At 63.6% G+C, this 15,320-nt stretch carries 15 protein-coding genes; 11 read left to right on the top strand and 4 right to left on the bottom strand.

Annotated elements, in window-relative coordinates:
• The first annotated feature begins 10 nt into the window (after positions 1–10).
• Complete coding sequence (locus tag AC1TQG_RS05115) at positions 11–688, top strand: TetR/AcrR family transcriptional regulator (RefSeq protein ID WP_482135846.1); 678 nt, start codon at positions 11–13, stop codon at positions 686–688.
• Positions 688–1,311, top strand: a complete 624-nt coding sequence (locus tag AC1TQG_RS05110) for a TetR/AcrR family transcriptional regulator (protein ID WP_482135845.1) — start codon at positions 688–690, stop codon at positions 1,309–1,311. The genes AC1TQG_RS05115 and AC1TQG_RS05110 overlap by 1 nt, the downstream gene beginning before the upstream one ends.
• 50 nt (positions 1,312–1,361) lie before the next feature.
• Here AC1TQG_RS05110 and AC1TQG_RS05105 read toward each other — a convergent pair whose 3' ends face one another.
• Entirely contained in the window at positions 1,362–2,156 is a 795-nt protein-coding gene (locus AC1TQG_RS05105; RefSeq protein ID WP_482135844.1) for a crotonase/enoyl-CoA hydratase family protein, read from the bottom strand.
• 104 nt (positions 2,157–2,260) lie between these two features.
• Here AC1TQG_RS05105 and AC1TQG_RS05100 point away from each other — a divergent pair, with 104 nt between their 5' ends.
• The 4 genes from AC1TQG_RS05100 to AC1TQG_RS05085 all read left to right on the top strand — a co-directional run bounded on the left by AC1TQG_RS05100 (position 2,261) and on the right by AC1TQG_RS05085 (position 6,790).
• On the top strand, positions 2,261–3,898 hold the full coding sequence (locus AC1TQG_RS05100) for an acyl-CoA synthetase (RefSeq protein WP_482135843.1): 1,638 nt from the start codon (positions 2,261–2,263) through the stop codon (positions 3,896–3,898).
• A 4-nt stretch (positions 3,899–3,902) separates the two neighbouring features.
• Entirely contained in the window at positions 3,903–5,030 is a 1,128-nt protein-coding gene (locus AC1TQG_RS05095) for an NAD(P)H-dependent flavin oxidoreductase (protein WP_482135842.1), read from the top strand.
• A gap of 84 nt (positions 5,031–5,114) precedes the next feature.
• The gene (locus AC1TQG_RS05090) at positions 5,115–5,915 is read left to right on the top strand and encodes an enoyl-CoA hydratase (protein ID WP_482135841.1); all 801 of its coding nucleotides are present in this window, start codon (positions 5,115–5,117) and stop codon (positions 5,913–5,915) included.
• An 8-nt stretch (positions 5,916–5,923) separates the two neighbouring features.
• Entirely contained in the window at positions 5,924–6,790 is an 867-nt protein-coding gene (locus AC1TQG_RS05085; protein WP_482135840.1) for an SDR family oxidoreductase, read from the top strand.
• Positions 6,791–6,857: 67 nt separating this feature from the next.
• Here AC1TQG_RS05085 and AC1TQG_RS05080 read toward each other — a convergent pair whose 3' ends face one another.
• Genes AC1TQG_RS05080 through AC1TQG_RS05070 form a run of 3 tightly spaced genes read right to left on the bottom strand, consistent with a single transcriptional unit; the run spans position 6,858 to position 10,813 of the window.
• Positions 6,858–8,447, bottom strand: coding sequence for a long-chain-fatty-acid--CoA ligase (locus AC1TQG_RS05080; RefSeq protein ID WP_482135839.1), 1,590 nt, complete (start codon positions 8,445–8,447; stop codon positions 6,858–6,860).
• 4 nt (positions 8,448–8,451) lie between these two features.
• Complete coding sequence (locus tag AC1TQG_RS05075; protein WP_482135838.1) at positions 8,452–9,573, bottom strand: acyl-CoA dehydrogenase family protein; 1,122 nt, start codon at positions 9,571–9,573, stop codon at positions 8,452–8,454.
• A gap of 37 nt (positions 9,574–9,610) precedes the next feature.
• On the bottom strand, positions 9,611–10,813 hold the full coding sequence (locus AC1TQG_RS05070; RefSeq protein WP_482135837.1) for an acyl-CoA dehydrogenase family protein: 1,203 nt from the start codon (positions 10,811–10,813) through the stop codon (positions 9,611–9,613).
• Positions 10,814–10,961: 148 nt separating this feature from the next.
• On the opposite strand from AC1TQG_RS05070, the gene AC1TQG_RS05065 reads away from it, so the two are divergent.
• The 5 genes from AC1TQG_RS05065 to AC1TQG_RS05045 all read left to right on the top strand — a co-directional run bounded on the left by AC1TQG_RS05065 (position 10,962) and on the right by AC1TQG_RS05045 (position 15,304).
• Positions 10,962–11,153 (top strand): ferredoxin, encoded by a 192-nt coding sequence (locus tag AC1TQG_RS05065; RefSeq protein ID WP_482135836.1) that lies wholly within the window; start codon positions 10,962–10,964, stop codon positions 11,151–11,153.
• 165 nt (positions 11,154–11,318) lie between these two features.
• A complete protein-coding gene (locus tag AC1TQG_RS05060) occupies positions 11,319–12,230 on the top strand; it encodes a 3-oxoacyl-ACP reductase (protein ID WP_482135835.1) in 912 nt (303 codons plus the stop codon).
• A 270-nt stretch (positions 12,231–12,500) separates the two neighbouring features.
• Positions 12,501–13,265, top strand: a complete 765-nt coding sequence (locus AC1TQG_RS05055; RefSeq protein ID WP_482135834.1) for an MlaE family ABC transporter permease — start codon at positions 12,501–12,503, stop codon at positions 13,263–13,265.
• A 5-nt stretch (positions 13,266–13,270) separates the two neighbouring features.
• Entirely contained in the window at positions 13,271–14,122 is an 852-nt protein-coding gene (locus tag AC1TQG_RS05050) for an MlaE family ABC transporter permease (RefSeq protein WP_482135833.1), read from the top strand.
• 3 nt (positions 14,123–14,125) lie between these two features.
• On the top strand, positions 14,126–15,304 hold the full coding sequence (locus AC1TQG_RS05045; protein ID WP_482135832.1) for an MCE family protein: 1,179 nt from the start codon (positions 14,126–14,128) through the stop codon (positions 15,302–15,304).
• Positions 15,305–15,320 lie beyond the last annotated feature (16 nt).

Below are 15,320 nucleotides of genomic sequence, written 5' to 3'. Positions count from 1 at the left end.
CCGTCGGGCAATGACATCTGACGTTCCCGTGCGCCGACGCCGCGGACGCCCCAAAGTCGAGGGTCTTGCCGATCACCGTCGTAACCAGATCGTCGAGGCGGCCTATGCCGTGCTCACTGAAAGAGGTTATGACGGAACGAGTATCGCGGAGATAGCGCAACGCGCAGGTATTGGCCAGGGCACCGTCTACCGCTACGTCAACAGCAAGCGAGAGCTGCTGGACATGGTCTTCGACTGGTCCGTGGAGCGGATATTCGCAACCGTTGATCCCAACGAGTTACTCGCGGCCGAGGCGCAAACGGCGCAAGACATGGCGCTGCACATCAGGGTCATCGGCGATCGGCTCCACCGGATGATCGAAGACGATCCGGCGATGCTCAAGCTGATCGGGGTGCAGGCCAGCGCAATCGACAAAGAACTCAAGGCGCGGGTCGTCGGACTCGAATACATGATCAATTCTCTGGTGGTCAAGGCGCTGACGCGAGCTGTCGAGAATGAGTGGTTCGTCCTGACGATGCCGCAGCGGCAGATCGTTGCCCGGCTGTTGATGATGTTGGCGCTGCCCGGTCTGGTCATGTCGCTGCGGGCGGACGACGACGCAGGCAAGCGTGAGCGGTATGTCAGCGGAGCCGCCGACCTGGCCTTCCACGGAATGATGAAGCGCCCGCCGACCATGGATGGGAAGTGATGGTCCAACCGACAGTTCGCCCGGACACCAGGCGGACCCGGCTTCGTCGAGGCCAACTGCTCGACGCCGCCCTGCGAACGTTCATCGAAAACGGTTACAGCGACGTGGGAGTCGCCGAGATAGTTGCCCGGATCGGCTGCAGTCACGGCACGTTCTACAACTACTTCGACAACAAGCGGGATGCGCTCGATGCAGTCCTGGCCCGGGAACTCGCCGAGCTCACCGCGATTGCCGAGTTGCACCGTCCGCGCCCACGTGATGAGGCCGAGTTCGTCGACGCGATGGGGTCATTGGTCCGCAGGCTGGTCGACCACGTGAACGAACGCCCCGACGTGCTCACGTTCGTGATGATGGAGGCGCCGGGTATCGACGAGGCAACGCTCGATCTGCTGACCGGCAGTTACGTTCAACTCAGCCAGTTGTGTGGACAGTACTTCCGGCACGGCGTCGCCGACGGTTACCTACGGGAGGACCTCGACGTGGAGTTCGCAGGCGAGGCGATGGTCTCGTGCCTACTCGGCGCGGTACTGCCACGAATGCTCGACAACTCCGCCGAACTCGACGTCGAAGAGACGGTCGAGACCGTGGTCGGATTCCTCTGCTACGGCACCCCGACGGTCTGAGGGGCAGACGGTCTGAAGAGCAGGGGTTCGACGGTGTGCCGCCGGCCGGGCTACTTGCCGGTGAAGTCCGGGATAGTCTTCTCCGCAAAGGCTTTCGGGCCGATCTTGGCGTCGTCGCTGATGAAGACCTTGATGCCTTGATCGGCGTCGATCTTGAATGCATCCTGTTCGTGCATGCCCTCGGTGTCCCGGATCGTCTTGAGGATCGCCTGGACCGCGATCGGGCCGTTCGCGCTGATCTGATCGGCGAGTTCGATGGCCTTGTCGAGCGCGGTGCCGTCGGCGACGACATGCCCTATGAGGCCGTATTCGAGGGCTTCGGCAGCGGTGATGTGGCGTCCGGTGAGCAAGATGTCGGCGGCGACGGTGTACGGGATCTGCCGAACCAGTCGGACTGCCGATCCGCCGAGCGGGTACAGACCCCACCTTGCCTCGGACACACCGAATTTGGCGCTCTGTCCGGCGACACGGATATCGGTGCCCTGCAGGATCTCGGTTCCACCGGCGATGGCCGGGCCTTCCACTGCTGCGATCAGAGGCTTGGTCAGGCGGCGGCCTTTGAGTAAGGCGTCAAGCATCTTCGGATCGAAGCCGCCCTTTTTGAAAGAGTCTCCGGGGGCCTTTTTGTTCATGCTCTTCAGGTCGGCGCCCGCACAGAAATAGCCGCCGGCTCCGGTGAGGATCGCGACCCGGATATCGGGGTCGGAATCGACTTGATCCCACGCGGAGTTCATGATCGCGAGCATGTCGCTCGAGAGTGCGTTGCGGGCCTCGGGCCGATTCATCGTCACGATCAACGTGTGCCCGCGCTTCTCGACAAGACAATGGGGGGCAGCGTCCGACATGATTTGCTCCTGATTTCTCGCATGACAAGACGCGCGGGGGCGTCTGTGACCTGTATCTCCTCGGGCCTTGCCATCAAACGGTAACACGTTCTAGTTTTGTCGGTATGGCTTACAACATTGCCGACCTCATCGAGCATGCCGTCGACACGATGGGCGACCGGGTGGCGCTGGAAACAGACGGGCGCAGCGAGACCTATACCGAACTCGACCAGCGGGCCAACGGGCTCGCCCACACCTTACGGGACCTCGGCGTCGCTCCGGGCGATTCTGTGGGGTTGTACAGCAGAAACGGCATCGAGGCCGTGGAGTCGATGGTCGCCATCTTCAAGGCCCGTGCGGTGATGGTCAACGTCAACTTCAGGTACGTCGAGAGCGAACTCGAGCACATCTTCACCGACTCCGACATGAAGGCGCTCATCGTCGAGCGTCAGTACGTCGACAGGGTGGCGAACGTGTTACCGAAGGTGCCCGAATTGCGGTCGGTGATCGTGATCGAAGACGGCTCCGACCTGGATATCTCGGTGGTGAACGGAATCCCCTACGAGCAGGCGGTTGCCGACGGCGGGATCGAGCGCGACTTCGAGCCGCGCTCCGACGACGACCTGTACATGCTCTACACCGGTGGCACCACCGGAAATCCGAAGGGCGTGGTCTGGCGGCAGGAGGACGTGTTCCGGGTCCTCGGAGGCGGTATCGACTGGTACACCGGCGAGGCGGTCACCGACGAGTGGCATTTCGCGAAGACCGGGGCGCAGGGCGGACAGCTGGTGAGATTTCCGATCCCACCGTTCATCCACGGTGGATCGCAGTGGGCGGTGTTCCAGGCGTTGTTCGCAGGCGGCAAGGCCATCGTCTACCCCGAGTTCGGCGCCCATCAGACGTGGGAGATCGTCGAGCGCCACCAGGTGAACGTCATCTTCATCACCGGAGATGCCATGGGGCGTCCGATGATCGACGCGTTGGAGCAGAAAGACTACGACGTCAGCTCGGTGTTCTCCGTTGCGTCGTCCGCGGCGCTGTTCTCGGCCTCGGTCAAGGATCAGTTCGTCGAGAAGTTCCCGAACGCGGTCATCATCGATGCCATCGGCTCATCGGAGACCGGCTTTTCCGGGATGGGTGTCATCTCGAAGGAGACCTCGCACAGTGGTGGCGGTCCGCGGGTCAAGGCCGACCTGTCGACAGTTGTTCTGCGCGAAGACGGTTCGGTCATCGAGCCCGGCAAGGGTGAGGTCGGGATCCTGGCCCGGACCGGGCACATCCCGCTGCGGTACTACAACGACCCGGCCAAGACGGACAAGACCTTCAAGATCTACAACGGCGTCCGGTATTCCATTCCGGGAGATCAGGCGCGTGTCGAAGACGACGGCACGGTGACGATGCTCGGACGTGGTTCGGTGAGTATCAATTCCGGCGGCGAGAAGATCCACCCCGAAGAGGTCGAATCAGCGCTCAAGGCGCATCCGGACATCTTCGACACCGTAGTGGTCGGGGTGCCCGACGAGCGGTACGGACAGCGGGTCGCCGCGGTCATCGCGACCCGGGACGGTGTGCGTCCCACGCTCGATGAGATCAATGCTGTTGCCCGGCAGGATATCGCCGGCTACAAGTGCCCACGGGCGGTGTGGTTCGTCGACGAGATCAAACGTTCCCCGGCCGGTAAGCCCAACTATCGCTGGGCGGCGGAGATCGCCGAATCCCGGTCTGCCGACGAAAATCTGACAACCAGCTCACGAAAGGCCTGACGCAGTGCGTACTTCACTGTCCGACGAGTTCGGAATCCAATACCCGATATTCGGGTTCACCCCGTCCGAGCATGTGGCCGCGGCGATCAGCCGGGCCGGTGGTCTCGGTGTGCTGGGCTGCGTGCGGTTCAACGAGGCGGAGGAACTCGACGCCACCCTCGACTGGATGCGCGAGAACACCGACGGCAAACCGTTTGGTGTCGACGTGGTGATGCCCGCCAAGATCCCTACCGAGGGTTCGCAGATCGACCTCGACGCGATGATCCCGCCGGAGCACCGCGCATTCGTCGAGCGCACCCTCGATGACCTCGGTGTACCGCCGCTGCCCGACGGTGACCGCGTCAACGCCGGTGTCCTGGGATGGCTGCATTCGGTCGCGCGGTCCCACGTCGATGTGGCGATGACACACGCCGACAAGTACGGGCAGATCAAACTCATCGCCAACGCGCTGGGCTCACCGCCCGATGACGTGATCACCAACGTGCACGCGCACGGCGTGAAGGTCGCGGCGCTGGCCGGGGCGAAGGAGCATGCGTTGCGGCATGTGGCCGCCGGGGTGGATCTGGTGATTGCGCAGGGCTATGAGGCCGGTGGTCACACCGGTGAGGTCACGTCGATGATCCTGTGGCCGGAAATTGTTGATGCCGTGGGGGACTCGGCACATGTGCTCGCGGCCGGAGGGGTCGGTAGCGGTCGTCAGATCGCTGCCGCGTTGGCCATGGGCACCAGCGGTGTGTGGATGGGAACCTACTGGCTCACCGCAGCCGAATACCAGCTCGGTGTACGCGGTGCGGGTCCGTCGGTCATCCAACAGGCGATCCTGAACGCCACCTCGAAGGACACCGTGCGCAGGCGGATCTACTCCGGTAAGCCCGCCCGCCTGCTCAAGACCAAGTGGACCGACGCCTGGGACGCCGCCGACGCACCGGAGGCGTTGCCGATGCCGTTGCAGAACATCCTGGTCGCCGAAGCCCACGCGCGGATCTCGGCCGCCGACGACCCCGGTGTCGTGGCGATGCCTGCCGGACAGATCGTCGGGCGGATGAACGCGATCACCCCCACGGCTGACCTGATCGACGACCTGGTCAGCGAGTATGACGTGGCCGTGGATCGGATGCAGAAGGCCCGCTAGTCGAGCGCAGGACCATTTTGCCGACGGCTGTGATCAGATATGGTCACAGCCGTCGAGCAAATTCTCAGGGCAGGAGGTGGGGGCATGGCCGAGCATGATGCGAACGTGGTGCTCACGGCGCGGGTCGACACCGAGTCAGGCGGAACCGTGGTGGTGGTGACGCTCAATCGCCCGGAGGCGCGCAATGCCCTGACCGGAGAAGTGGTCAGATCGCTGCGCTCCGCCCTGGCCGCCGCCGATGCGGACGAGTCCGTTGGTGCGGTGGTTCTCACCGGCTCTGATCCGGCCTTCTCTGCGGGTGTCGACTTGAAGGCACTGGGATCAGAGGGCGGCTGGGATGACGTCAACGTCCCCGGTGCGCCCACCGGTTACCCGTGGATTCCACTCCGTAAGCCGATCATCGGCGCGATCAACGGCGCCGCGGTCACCGGCGGACTCGAACTGGCGCTGGCCTGCGATTTCCTGATCGCCTCCGACCTGGCTCGTTTTGCCGATACACACGCCAGGGTCGGGATGGTGCCGGCGTGGGGTCTGACCGGCCGTTTATCGGCCGCGGTCGGCTGGGGTTTCGCCCGTCGAATGAGCCTGACCGGCAACTTCATCGACGCCAGGAAGGCCCTGGAGGTGGGCCTGGTCACCCAGGTCGTCGCGCATGACGCCCTGATGCCGACCGCGATGGCTCTGGCCGCCGACATCGCCGGAAACAACACCCCGGCCGTCGCGGCGCTGCTCGCCTCCTACCGCGAAGCGCAGCAACACGTACTGGGGCCCGTATTGGACACCGAGGCAACACATTCCGCCGCCTGGATGTCCACGTTTGATCCGGCCTCCGTCGAACAGGCGCGGGACAAGGTCATCGATCGTGGCCGCGAACAGATGAAGTGAGGGATCAGATGGGGAAGTCGGGAAGTCTGCGAGCGGTGGTGCGGAGCCGTAAGGGTGCTGCAGTGTCGTTGCAGAACAAGGTGGTTGTGATCACCGGTGGTGCGCGCGGAATCGGGCTCGCCACCGCCGCAGAGCTACAGGCAAAGGGTGCCAAGGTGGTACTCGGCGACATCGACGAAGAAGTTGTCGCCAAGGCCGCGGCCAACCTCGGATGCGAGGGTTACCCCCTCGACGTCACCAGCGATGAATCGTTTGCCGCCTTCCTCGATCGGGTCGACGCCGAGTTCGGCACGTTCGACGTGCTGATCAACAACGCCGGCATCATGCCGACCGGGCCGTTCCTCGACTTCTCCGACGCGGTGATCACCCGAAACTTCGAAATCGATCTGCTCGCGGTGGTGCGGGGCACGCGACTGGCCGCCCGTCGCATGGTGGCGCGGGGTTCGGGCCAGATCCTGAACGTCTCCTCGGTTGCCGGACTCGTACCCCTTCCTGGACTGAGTATCTACAGCGCGGCCAAGGCCGGCGTGATCGCGTTCTCCGAGGCATTGGATGGCGAATTGAGCTCTCGCGGTGTCCGGGTGCTCGCGGTGATGCCCAACTTCACCAAGACCGGGCTCATCGACGGCCTGCAGACCACCAAGATGATGCCGCCCATCGAGCCCGATGATGTTGCGCGGGAGATCGTTCGGAGTATCGAGACCAACCGGGACCGGGTGGTGATCCCGCGTCAGAGCATGTCCGTCCTCGGCTGGATGGTGACGCCGCGGTTCATGAAGAACCTCTACGGCAAGTACTTCGGCTTCGACACCATGTTCATGGAGTTCGACGAGACCGAGCGGGCCAAATACCTCGACCGGGTCAACCGCAGCTGACCCCCAGACCCGATGATGTGCCCTTCTGGCGGCGCCCACCTGGGCTTTTGTTCGCCAGAAGGGCACATCATCGGGGAGCGGGAACGTATCCGAGGGTCCGGTCGGGGCGAATCCAGGTGGGTGCGCTGGTGTCCGCGGCAAGGTTGCGTTTGAGGATCTTGAAGGTGTCGGTCCGGGGGAGGTCGTCGACCACGTGAATTCGACTGGGCCACTGCTTGGGACCCAGATCCGGTTGTGCGGACAGGAAATCCGTGAGCTGATCGGCGCTAAGGCCGGGGGCGACAAGCGCCGCAGCGAGTTCGTCTCCGATCTCGGCCCGGACACCGTAGACCGCGGCCATGGTGATCGACGGATGTCGCAGAAGCACCCGTTCGATGGGTCCGGTGCCCATGTTCTCTCCGTCCACCCGAACCCAATCACCCAGGCGCCCGGCGAAATACACGTATCCGTCTTCGTCGACGTAACCGAGGTCACCGGTGTGGTAGATACCGTCGCGCATCCGTTCGGCATCAGCGGCCGGATTGCGGTAGTAGCCGGTGAACAGTCCGCCGCCTGAGCTGTTGACGATTTCACCAACGGCTTCGTCGGCGTTGGTGAGCCGTCCCGACGCGTCGAAGCGGGCGACGGCACAGACCTTGCCCGTGTCGGGGTTGCGCACCTGATTCGGCGCGACCAGTGGGCCGAGGGCCTCCGGTGGCGTATCGGTGGTGCGGGTGATGGCGACCCCACCCTCGGTGGAACCGAAACCGTCGACCACCCGAACATCAAAACGTGCTGTGGTGGCGACGATGTCGGCCGCGGAGGCTTCGTTGCCGTACAGGATCCGGAGCGGATTGTCGGCGTCGTCGGGCCGGGCCGGGGTGGCCAGCACGTACGACAACGGTTTGCCGACATAGTTCGCGTAGGTCGCGCGGAATCGGCGGATATCGTCGAAGAAGGCACCTGCCGAGAACTTGCGCCGCAACGCAACCGATGAACCCCCGGCGACCGCCACCATCCAGCCGGCGATGATCGCGTTCGAATGGAACAGCGGCATCGACAGGTAGGCAACATCTTCGGTGCCCAACCCGAACCGCTTCGAGAGCATCACGCCGCTGGCCGCCAGCTTCCGGTGGCTGCACTGCACAGCTTTCGGGTCGCCGCTCGTGCCGGAGGTGAAGATCAGCATCAGCAGTGCTTCGGGATCGCCGGTTCGGAAGCGGGGCTCGGTGCCCTGGTGCGGGGCGAGTAGCTGTTCCCACTGTGAATCCTCGACGTTGAGCACCAGCACATTCCGTGTGACGAGGTCATCGACCAGGTGCGCCGTCGAGTTCTCGACGATCACGACCTGGCAGTCGGCGGTGGCGATGTCGGCCGCCAGGGCCGATCCACGGCGCGTCGGGTTCAGTCCGACCACGACAAGCTCTCCGAGGACGGCGGCTCCGAGTAGGTAACTGAACTCGGGAATGTTCTCGAGGAGCAGGGCCACGTGCGGCGGGCGGTCGGCGTCGATCAGACCGCCCAGCGCGGCTGCCCGAGTCGCCGACAATCTCAGATGATCACGCCAACAGACGAACTCGTCTTCGAAGTAGAGGCCGGAGTCGACAGAGTCGGTCAACGGTGCCAGGAGTGCGCCGACCGTACCCGGAGCCGGTGCGATCTGATCCGGGATGGTCATGGCCTCAGGCGGGTTCGCTGGCAAGTGCCGAACCGATCCGACGTAGCTGTACTGGCGCCGACCCCAGATTGAACTCGTTCTGCTTGGCGCGCAGGAAGTATCGGTGCACGGGATGATCGACGTCGATACCCACACCACCGTGGATGTGGACGGCGGTGTGCGCGACGCGGTGGCCTGCATCAGCCGCCCAGAATTTCGCGGTCGCCAGTTCTTTGGCTGCCTCGAGGCCTTCGGACAGGAGCCAGGCGGCCTGCAGGGTGGTCAGACGCAGGCCCCGCACGTCGATGTAGGCGTCGGCAAGTCGTTGTGCAACCGCCTGGAACGATCCGATCTTGCGGTCGAATTGTTCACGGTCCCGGCCGTATTCGGCGGTAAGCTCCAGCGCGCGCTCGAGAATACCGGTCTGTTCGCCGCACAAAGCGAGGGTCATCCGATCGCGGAGAAAGTCGATCACCGCGGTGCCTGCTTCGCCGAGCTGGTCGTCGGTGGTGACGCGGACGCCGTCGAGTTCGACAAACGCGCCGGGTCCCTGACCCGTCGTCAAGGCCGGGGTGATGGTGAGGCCGTCCCGATCGGTGGGCACGATGAACACTGCCGCACCCTGTGGTCCGGCGACATTCACGATGATGGCGTCGGCGTACTCGGCATACGGCACATTCAGTTTTGCGCCTGCCAGGACCCACCCGTCATCAGTGGGCGTCGCCGATGCCACCGGCGCCAGCGGATCGTCCGCCAGATCTTCGTCGAGACCGACGGTGACGATCGCGGTGCCGTCCGACAAACCCTCGATCCAGCGCGCCTTGACCACCTCGGTGCCGAACAGGGCGATGGCCGGGACCGCGGTGAAGGCCGACGGCCCAAACGGGACGAGTGCCAACGCCCGGCCCAATTCCTCCGCTATCGCCAGATTGTCGAGCACGGTCAGATCGTCGTCGAGTTCGAGAGCAAGAAGCCCGGAGGTGGCGAGTTGGGTCCACAACTCGCGATCAAAGCTCCCTTGGTGGGCGCCGGGTTCGCCGCCGCGATGCTCGAGGGCCTCGAGCCGGTCGGTGGTGACCAACTTCTTGGTGATGTCGCGGGTGAGTCCGGCCAGGTCGGCGGTCTGCTCGCTGCGGTGAAAGTCCATGGTGAAGGTTCCTTTGGTCCGGGATCAGCGGGCGGTATCAGCGTCGGGCCGGGGGCTGGCCCAGGGCGAGCATCGCGATGATGTCTCGCTGGACTTCATTGGTTCCGCCGCCGAAGGTCAAGATCAGCGACGAACGGTGGAAGCGTTCCAGGCGGCCCCGGAGGTGGACGCCGGGGCTGCCCGGCCGCAGTGTGGCCGCAGGGCCCAACACCTCCATCAGCAACCGGTAGGCCTCGGTGGCGAACTCGGTACCGAACACTTTGGTGGCCGAGGCGTCGGCCGGTGAGGGAGATCCACCGCCGGTTGCCCCCTTTTCGTCTGCGTCGGAGGCGATGTTCCAGTTGATCAGCTTCAAGAACTCGACCTTGGCATGGACCTTGGCCAGATTCATCTGAACCCATTCGGAATCGATGACCGTTACGCCCCGGGCGTTTTTGGTGTTCTGGGCCCACTCGATCGTCTCGCGCAAGGCGGTCTGGATCGGTGCGGCGCTACACAGGGACACCCGCTCGTTGTTGAGCTGGTTGGTCACCAGCGGCCAGCCGCCGTTCAGCTCACCCACCAGGGAATCGGCGGGTACGCGCACGTCCTGGTAGTAGGTGGCGCTCGTGTCGACACTGGCCATCGTGTGCACCGGCGTATACGAGAATCCCTCGACATCGGTCGGCACGACGAGCATCGAGATGCCCTTGTGCTTCTTCGCGTCCGGATCGGTGCGGCACGCGAGCCAGATGTAGTCGGCGTACTGGATCAGGCTCGTCCACATCTTCTGGCCGTTGATGACGAAGTCGTCGCCATCCCGGACCGCCGAGGTGCGCAGCGACGCCAGATCGGTGCCTGCGCCGGGTTCTGAATAGCCGATGGCGAAGTGGACATCACCGGATGCGATGGCGGGCAAGTACTTTGCCTTCTGCGCATCGGTACCGAAATGCATGATCGTCGGCGCGACGGAGTTGATCGTGAGGAAGGGGACAGGTGCACCGGCGATGGCCGCCTCGTCGGTGAAGATCAACTGATCCATCATCGACCGTTCCTGGCCGCCGTACTCCTTGGGCCAGCCGAGCGCGAGCCAGCCGTCGCGGCCCATCTGACTCACGACCTCGCGATAGACGTTGCCTTCACCGACCTCTCCGCTCGTGGAAGACAGTGCCAATCGACGTTCGGGCGTGATCAAATGGGAGAAGTACGCCCGGAGTTCGCGCCGAAGCTCTTGCTGCTGGTCGGTATATGCGATGCGCATCGGTGCTCCAGGGGGGTTTCGGGTGGGAAAGAGGGGGTCGGGGCGGGGGATCCCGGTCGACTCCTTCTATAACACGTTCTAACCTGTTGGTAGGTGTCCGTCAATACTGGGGCCGTCCTGGGACGGCAAGGGAAGGGAGCTCGTGGCGATGAAGATCAAGGCTGATTTCGACCTATGTGAGTCCAATGGTGTCTGTGTGGGCATGGCGCCAGACGTCTTCGATCTCGATGACGACGACTACCTGGTCATATTGCAAGAGGATGTGCCCGAAGAGCGGCGCGAGGAGATGCGTCAGGTGGTCAGCAGCTGCCCCAAGTCGGCGTTATCCGTCGAGGATTGAGGGTGGTGATCCGGTGCGTCGAATTGCGGCGCACCGGGTGCCGGAACCCGGGATTGCAGATCCGACAGTTGCCCTAAATCGAGAACACGTTCTACATTTGACTCGACGCACCCGGTGTGTGCCCGTGAGGGCTCATCCGGGTTGGTGACATCGAGTGGAGGATCTGTGAGCGCAAAATCTGAATCCGGGCCGGAACTCGCCGGAAAAGTGGCGGTGGTGACCGGTGCCGGAGCCGGATTGGGGCGGGCGGAGGCGATCGGACTCGGCGCCCTCGGCGCCACGGTGATCGTGAACGACCTCGCCGGTGCGCTCGATTCGAGTGATGTCCTCGCCGAGATCGAGGCCGTCGGAGGTGTCGGCGTGCCGGTGGCAGGCGACATCTCGGACTCGGCCACCACCACCGAGATCATGCGAGTTGCCACCGAATCGCATGGCGGTCTGCATGTGGTGATGAACAACGCCGGCCTGGTCCGGGACAAGATGCTCTTCAACATGTCCGACGATGACTGGGATCTGGTGATCCGGGTGCATCTGCGTGGGCATTTCCTGATGTGCCGCAATGCCGCCGCGTATTGGCGGTCGCAGTCGAAGGCGGCAGGCGGACCGGTGTTCGGCCGCTTGATCAACACTTCCAGCGAGGCCGGGTTGTCGGGTCCGGTGGGGCAGGCCAACTACGGTGCGGCGAAGGCGGGGATCACGTCGCTGACGTTGACCGCCGCGCGCGGCCTGGCCGCCTACGGCGTGCGCTCGAACGCGATCTGCCCACGTGCGCGTACCGCGATGACCGAGGGCACCTTTGGCGATGCGCCGCAGGGCTCGGTCGATCCGCTGTCGACCGATCACGTCGTCACGCTGGTGCAGTTCCTGGCGAGTCCGGAATCGGACGGCGTCAACGGTCAGGTGTTCGTGGTCTACGGACCCAAGGTGACGTTGATGGCGGCGCCGACGGTGGAGCAGAGCTTTGTCGCAGCCGGCGACGCCTGGGATCGAGGCGATTTGACGAAGAGTCTTGCCGAGTACTTCGTCGACCGCGATCCTGCAGACACGTTCTCTGCTGGTAAAGCCCTGTTCGGGTAGCCATTTCGAGACCTTACTGTTGGCCGTTTCTTCCCGTTGAGTGAACTGGACGTGTGATAAGTTCGCGGTCAAACTGGCAGGCCCCCGTTAGGGGAACGTAGGGCCTTGCGAGTGTGGAACGTGTTTCAATCTGAAAGCTTCTGGACGGACGTCTCGAGTGAAAAGTTCCTGTTGGCAAGTACTACGAATCACCGAATTCAGAACTAGAACACGTTATGATCAGACAGCTCAGTCCGGTCCGGGGGGAAGTCTTTTGCTGAAGGAGAGTTGGTGAACCGCAGGCTGGCAGGTCCGTTCGAGGGCGTCGGGGATTTCGTTGCCATGAGTGTCAGCGCGGCCCGGGAGCTCTTTCGGGCACCGTTCCAGTGGCGCGAGACGGTCGAGCAGTCATGGGCCATCGCGCGTGTATCGATGGTTCCCACCGTTCTCGTTGCCATCCCGTTCACCGTTCTGGTCAGCTTCACCCTCAACATCCTGTTGCGCGAACTCGGCGCCCAGGATCTCTCGGGCGCAGGCGCCGCACTGGGCACCATCACCCAGATCGGCCCGATCGTCACGGTGCTGATCGTTGCCGGAGCCGGCGCGACCGCCATCTGTGCCGACCTCGGAGCCCGGACGATCCGTGAGGAGATCGACGCCCTGCAGGTCCTTGGCATCGATCCGATCCACCGCCTGGTGGTGCCCCGGGTCATCGCCTCGACGCTGGTCGCGATCCTCCTCAACTCTCTGGTGTGCACCATCGGTATCGGTGGTGGCTTCGTGTTCTCGGTGTACCTGCAGGACGTGAATCCGGGCGCGTTCATCGCCAATCTGACGCTGCTGACCGGCTTTCCCGAACTGATGATCTCGATGGTGAAGGCCGCGCTGTTCGGCCTCGCCGCCGGCCTGGTCGGCTGCTACCGCGGCCTGCACGTGGCCGGTGGCGCCAAAGGTGTCGGCGATGCCGTCAACGAAACCGTGGTCTATTCGTTCATGGCGTTGTTCGTCGTGAACGTCGTGGTCACCGCGGTCGGCCTCAAAGCGACTGCAGGGTAGCGCAAATGATCCTTCCTAATACCGTCCGACTACGCTCAACGCGTGTGGCGTTCAAACGAGCTGGTTCCGGCTGGGATCGCATAGGTGATCAGGCATTCTTCTACTGGGACAGTCTCATCAACATCCCCCGTGCGGTGCGGGCGTACAAGAAAGAAACGCTGCGGCTGATCGCTGAGATCAGCATGGGTTCGGGTGCACTTGCCATGATCGGTGGCACCGTTGTGGTCGTCGGGTTCCTGACGCTCTTCACCGGCGGCACCATCGCCGTCCAGGGCTACAGCTCCTTGTCGAACATCGGCGTCGAGGCACTCACCGGATTTTTCGCGGCATTCATCAACGTTCGAATCGCGGTGCCGGTCATCGCCGGAATCGGCCTGGCGGCAACGATCGGCGCCGGTGCCACGGCACAGCTCGGTGCGATGCGGGTGAGCGAGGAGATCGACGCCCTCGAGGCAATGGCGATCAAATCCATTCCGTACCTGGTCAGTACCAGGATCGTGGCCGGTCTGATCGCGATCATCCCGCTGTACTCACTGGCGTCGGTGGCCTCCTTTCTGGCCAGTCGCTTTGCGACGGTGTTCCTCTACGGCCAGTCGTCCGGCGTGTACGACCATTACTTCTCGACATTCCTCATCCCGACGGACATCCTGTGGTCGTTTGTTCAGGCGATCTGTATGGCGGTGGCGGTCATGATGATTCACACCTACTACGGATACAACGCCTCGGGTGGTCCGGTGGGTGTGGGTATCGCGGTCGGTAACGCGGTGCGGGCTTCGCTGGTCGTGGTCGTCGTGATCACGCTGCTGCTCTCGCTGGCCATCTACGGCGTCGACGGAAAGTTCAACCTCTCGGGGTAGGTCATGTCACAGAAAACCGAACGCCCCGCTTGGGCGAAGAAGATCGCGGCCACCGTGCTGGTGGTGTCGCTGATAATGGCGTGCGCGTTGGCATCCCTGCAGTTCCTCGGTTCCTTCGCCTCGACGGTGCCGGTGACACTGACCGCCGATCGTGCCGGACTGGTGATGAGCCCGGACGCGAAGGTCCGGCTGCGTGGTGTCGTGGTCGGCCGCGTCGGTGCGATCACGCAGTCGCCCGACGGTGTGAAGCTCGTCCTCGACATGAATCCGGACCAACTCCAGTACATTCCGGCCAACGTCCGGGCAGACATCAAATCCAACACGGTATTCGGTGCCAAGTCGGTCAACCTCGAGATCCCCGAGGATCCCAGCGAGGAGACACTGCGCAGCGGTTCGGCCATCGGGACCGATCGTGTTGTGGTCGAACTGAACACGATCTATCAGCGGTTGGTGGACGTGCTGGCTGCGGTCCAGCCCGAGAAGCTCAACGCCACCATCGGTGCGATCGACACCGCACTCTCCGGCCGGGGTGATCAGATCGGTCAGGGTTTCGCCGACCTCTCGGAACTGCTGGGCAAGGTCAATCCGCATCTGGACGAACTCGGTCGCGACATCGAGGCCACGGCTGAGTTCACCAACGTCTATGCCGACGTGATGCCCGACCTGCTCAAGATCGTCGACAACTTCACGGCCACGGGTAATACGTTGGTGGACAACTCATCCGACCTCGACGCGCTACTGGTGAACGTGACCGGGATGGCGGACACGATCAACGGTGTCATCGCGCCGTCCAAGGCGAACATCATCTCGACGTTGGCGAACCTGAACCCGACCGCAACACTGCTCGGATACCAGGCGCCTGGCCTGGCCTGCTTCATCACGGCCACCGCCAGTGCCGGACAGAAGGCCTTGCCCGTGTTCGGCGTCGACGACGCGCGTGTACATCTGAACGCGGGATTGCTGCCGGGCAAGGAACCGTACCGCTACCCCGAGGATCTGCCGAGGGTCAACATGGACGGGCCACCCACCTGTGAATACGGGCTCAGCGATCCCAGTTCTCGTGAGCACGCCGGATTCTACGTCGGCGACAACGCCGCGGTCCCATACCAACCGAGAACCACGCCCAAGTTGGATGCGTCCAAATTGTTCGACGTGATGTTCGGGCCGGCGCCGCGTGGATGAGGAACAACCGATGAAC

The organism is Williamsia sp. Y844, from assembly GCF_056786475.1.
This window is presented reverse-complemented; position numbering and strand designations above follow the sequence as displayed.

Bases quoted from the DNA above. Each gene is read 5' to 3' on its own strand.
- AC1TQG_RS05115 (WP_482135846.1), top strand. From the start codon at position 11: ATGACATCTGACGTTCCCGTGCGCCGACGCCGCGGACGCCCCAAAGTC.
- AC1TQG_RS05110 (WP_482135845.1), top strand. From the start codon at position 688: ATGGTCCAACCGACAGTTCGCCCGGACACCAGGCGGACCCGGCTTCGT.
- AC1TQG_RS05105 (WP_482135844.1), bottom strand. From the start codon at position 2,156: ATGTCGGACGCTGCCCCCCATTGTCTTGTCGAGAAGCGCGGGCACACG.
- AC1TQG_RS05100 (WP_482135843.1), top strand. From the start codon at position 2,261: ATGGCTTACAACATTGCCGACCTCATCGAGCATGCCGTCGACACGATG.
- AC1TQG_RS05090 (WP_482135841.1), top strand. From the start codon at position 5,115: ATGGCCGAGCATGATGCGAACGTGGTGCTCACGGCGCGGGTCGACACC.
- AC1TQG_RS05085 (WP_482135840.1), top strand. From the start codon at position 5,924: ATGGGGAAGTCGGGAAGTCTGCGAGCGGTGGTGCGGAGCCGTAAGGGT.
- AC1TQG_RS05080 (WP_482135839.1), bottom strand. From the start codon at position 8,447: ATGACCATCCCGGATCAGATCGCACCGGCTCCGGGTACGGTCGGCGCA.
- AC1TQG_RS05075 (WP_482135838.1), bottom strand. From the start codon at position 9,573: ATGGACTTTCACCGCAGCGAGCAGACCGCCGACCTGGCCGGACTCACC.
- AC1TQG_RS05070 (WP_482135837.1), bottom strand. From the start codon at position 10,813: ATGCGCATCGCATATACCGACCAGCAGCAAGAGCTTCGGCGCGAACTC.
- AC1TQG_RS05065 (WP_482135836.1), top strand. From the start codon at position 10,962: ATGAAGATCAAGGCTGATTTCGACCTATGTGAGTCCAATGGTGTCTGT.
- AC1TQG_RS05050 (WP_482135833.1), top strand. From the start codon at position 13,271: ATGATCCTTCCTAATACCGTCCGACTACGCTCAACGCGTGTGGCGTTC.
- AC1TQG_RS05045 (WP_482135832.1), top strand. From the start codon at position 14,126: ATGTCACAGAAAACCGAACGCCCCGCTTGGGCGAAGAAGATCGCGGCC.